At 70.9% G+C, this 4,043-nt stretch carries 1 protein-coding gene and 1 pseudogene; both read right to left on the bottom strand.

Annotation, left to right across the window (positions count from 1 at the left end; all coding sequences use genetic code 11):
- Positions 1-208 (bottom strand): annotated as a pseudogene (locus tag AC1D12_RS26965) (hypothetical protein); the annotation flags it as partial.
- An 11-nt stretch (positions 209-219) separates the two neighbouring features.
- Complete coding sequence (locus tag AC1D12_RS26960; protein WP_477844083.1) at positions 220-3,873, bottom strand: RICIN domain-containing protein; 3,654 nt, start codon at positions 3,871-3,873, stop codon at positions 220-222.
- Positions 3,874-4,043: the final 170 nt, after the last annotated feature.

The following is a 4,043-nucleotide window of genomic DNA, read 5'->3' as shown; positions in this document are numbered from 1 at the left end:
GGGCCGGGGCCGGCGCCGGCGCGGGTGCGGGTGCGGGCACCGGCGCCGGAGACGGTGCATCCGTCTGCGTCGGCGGCGGGCCGGCCGCGCCGTCCTCATCCTTGCCGCCGCACGCGGCCAGCGCGATCGTCAGCGATGYGAGCAGCGTGGCCGCGCGCGCACGCGCCAGGCGCCGGCCGCGCGACAGGTCGGAAAGTTGCTTCTTCATGGTTCTCTCGTTCAAGGCCAGGCGCGCAGCACCCAGTCGTTCCACTTCTTCAGCCGCTGCGCGTCACCGCCCATCTGCGTGATCTTCCAGATGCCGTACTGCGACTTCTGCTCCGCCGGCACGCGGTAGTCCACCGAGTTCATCGCGTAGCCGCCGTTCACCGGGGCCAGCGGCTTCTTCGCGCGGTCCAGGCAGAACGCGAAGCCGGCGGTCGGCTCGGGTTCGCCCAGGTCCATGTTGTTGGGATCGCAGCGCCGCCACAGGGCCGGGTCGGTGTCGGTGAACAGCTGGTTGAACTGCTGCATCGCGCCGTTGACGACCTTCAGGTGCAGGCCCGCCTGCAGCTGGTCGAACTTCTTGAACGGCGTGCTGCCGTTGCCCTGCGTCGTCGCGGTGTCGATGAAATTGGTCGGCACCAGGTGCTTCAGCGTCTGCGCCCGGCTGTAGCGGCCGCGGTTCAGGATGATCGAGCGCGTGTCGCCCGGCACGTACAGCGGGATCGCGTTGTTGACGAACTGCGCGCCCTTGATGCGCGCCTGCAGCAGCCGGATGTTGGCCATCAGCGCCCAGTTGGCCTGCGCCGGCGTCGAGGTGCCCAGCGCGTTGGCCAGGACGTCGTCGAAGCCGGTCAGGTAGGGCCAGTCCACCGAGTAGTTGACCCAATCGCCCTGGCCGCCCGGGTTGATGCTGACCTGCATCTGGTACCAGGCGTTGGTGCGGTAGTACGAGCCCATCTTGTTCGCGGCTTCCCATGCCATGGTCCACTCGCGGGTCACCTTGCCGGTGGCGTCCTGGTCGGCCTGGTACAGCATGTGCGGCGCGAGGAAGAACGCGCTCACCGTGTTGAACGGCCAGCCGCGCGCCTCGCCGCGGCCCTTCCAGGTCTTCGCGGCGCTGTCGTAGTCGCCGATGAACCATTTCTGGTTGCCCTCGAGCCCGTATTGCTGCGCCCACTGCCACTGGTTGACCACGTTCCAGTGCAGCATGCTCATCACCGCACGCTCGATGAAGGCGTTGGTGGTGAACGAGGCGGGGTCGCCCGCCGTGGTGGCCGGCGAGGCCAGCGCCATCAGGTTGCGCGCGCCGACCTGCGCGCCGTTCTCGCCCGAGGCAGCAATGTGGTTGCCGCGGCCGCCGCCCAGGTAGTTGTAGGCCTCGAAGCCGGACATCTGCAGGATGCCCTGGATCTCGGCCCGCTCGGCCGGCTGCAGGTGGCTCCAGTCGCCGAAGGCGCCGTTCGGGTTCCTGTGCGATTCGAACCAGGTGGCGATCCGCTTCGAGGTCGCGTACGGGTTCATGCTGCCGTTGGCGAACTTGCCGCCGGTCTCGAACGAGCCGGTGGCACCGCCCGCGGGCCACACGTCCAGCGGGTGGATGGTGGGCAGCCACGCGTTCCAGTCCGGGTACTGCAGCGGCATCGCACCTTCGCGGGTGTTCAGCGTCGCGTTGGCGTCCATCACGCGGTCGACGTCGGCCTGGCTCAGGTTCAACGCACTGCCGTCCTGCGGCTTGCCGAACAGCGCCTTCATCGCCTGCACCGGGCTCTCGATCACCGCACCCAGGCCGGCGCCGGCCGCCCATTCGGCCAGCGGCTTGCTGTCCAGCCCGGGGCCGGGCTGGTACGGCGGGTTCCACGGTGCGGCGCCGTTCGCATGCGGCACCGACTGCATGGTGTAACGGATGTAGGCGGCGATCTGCCTGCCCTGCGCCTCGCTGAGCCCGTGGAAGCGCGCGCGCTGCACGATGGCGTTGTTCGAGTAGTTGAAGTACTGCAGGTCGCGCCCGTCCTCGGCATGGCACGACGAGCAGGCCGCCTTGATCGCGCGGTTGACGATGGTCGACTTCAGCAGCCTGCCCTGGCCGTGCCACAGCGCGTCGCCGGCGGTGACGTCGGCGCTCCAGCTGCGGCCGGCGTCCTTCTCGGCCTTGACGTCGGTGTGCTGCACCGCATTGCTCGCGAGGCTCGCGCCCTGCGCGTCCTGCAGTTGCAGGTCGACGATGCGGTAGCCGTTGGATTCGCCGTCGGTGCCGTTGAAGCGGAACTGCACGCGGTTGGCACCGGCGACGAGGCGCGCCTTGGCGGCGGCATCGAGCACCAGGCTCATGCGCGTGGTGTACAGGCCGCCGCGCGTCAGGCCGCCCTGCACGCGCTCGRCATCGGCCAGCTTCATCGTCGCATCGGTGATGTCGACCCACGGGATGCTGCCGGCCTGCGCCGCCGCCACGCCGCCGAGCACGCGCACGCTCGCCTTGATCCTGGTGGGTGGCTGCGTGGTGGCCTCGAACTCCGGCGCGCCGAAGAAGCCGCAGCGGTGGCACTGGAACCACAGCTGGTTCACGGCGGCGAGCTTCAGCGCATCGACGGCGAGGCTGGCTTCGGCGACGACCGGCGCCTGCGGCGAGCCGTTGCCCAGCACCTCCAGCGGCAACACGAGCGGGCTGTTCGGTGCCGGTGCCGGTGCCGGTGCCGGTGCCGGTGCAGGCGCGGGAGCGGGCGCAGGGGCCGGCGCAGGCGACGGAGCGGGTGCCGGTGAGGGGGACGGCGCCGGCGCAGGACTCGGCGCAGGACTCGGAGCGGGTGCCGGCGCAGGCGCAGGCGCGGGAGCGGGCGCAGGGGCTGGCGCCGCCGCGCCCACGGCCTCGAACCGCCATTGCTGATTGCCCTTGCCGGTGCCGCACTCCCATTGCTGCACCTCGGCGCCCACCGCCGTGCTGTTGCCCTTCACGTCCACGCACTTGCCGCTGTGCCGGGCCTTCAGCATGAAGGCGCCGCCGTCTGCGGTCGCGCTGAAGTGCTGGTTGGCGCCGCCGCTGTCGGAATACTGCTGCAGGCGCGCGCCGCTGACGGTGGAGATGCCCTCGATGTCGAGCACCCGGCCGCTGTTGGCGTTGCGCAKGCGGTAGCTGCCGTCGGCCACCGGCAGCAGGTCGAAACGCTGGCTGGCCGCGCCGGTGCAGCGCACCTGGATCGCCGATGCCTTGTCGGCCGTGCTCGCGGCGGCGATGTCCAGGCACAGGCCGGAGTGCATCGCGCGCAATGCGTACTGCCCGATCGCCAGCGCCGATCGGCCGCCGGTGCCCTGCGGGTACAGCAGGAACTGCTGCGCGGCCTGGCCGTCGCAGCTCGCCTGAAGCAGGCCGGCACCGCCCGCCGCGCTGACGCACTTGCGGCTGCCCACGTTGACGAAGCTGTAGCGGTTGCCCGCCGCCAGTTGCGTCGTGAAGCGCTGTGCGACGGTGCCGTTGTCGGTCCACTGGTGGATCACCGCGCCCTCGGCGGTGGACTGGCCGTTCAGGTCCACCACCCGGCCGGTGGCCGCATTCGTCAGCTTGACGCTGCCGTCCGGCTGGCGCTTCAGGTCGTAGGCCTGCGCCGGCGCGCCGTTGCAGGCCGCCTGCCGGAAGCGGGTGCCGTCGGCGTTGGCCGGCAGCGCCTCCATGCACTGGCCGCCCTGCGCGGCGGCGATCGCATAGCGTCCGTCGGGCAGCGTCGCGGCACCGACCGCCACGGCCTGCGCCGACGCGCGCTCCGCGGCCCCATCCTGCGCGGGCGGCGCCCCCGCGGGCTCGGCCCCCMCGCAGGCAGCCAGCAGCGCGAGCACGCCGACGGCGATCGCGGTGCGGGCGGGACGACCGTCGACGAGGATGAAGGCAGAGCGTTCCATGGCGGGACCTTGAGCGCGGGCGCTGGATGTCGAGGCCGCCATTGAACCCGATGAAGCCGCCGTTTTCCACCAGAGTGGTACCGGTTCCACAATGTGTTACCTGCATCACAAGATCGCATTGAATCGGCGATGGAACGGCTGGAACGAACGTTCACGTTGCACGGCAGGAC

The organism is Rhizobacter sp. P1_G5, from assembly GCF_056405435.1.
Note: the sequence above shows the minus strand (reverse complement) of the source record. Positions and strands in the feature narration are given on the sequence as shown.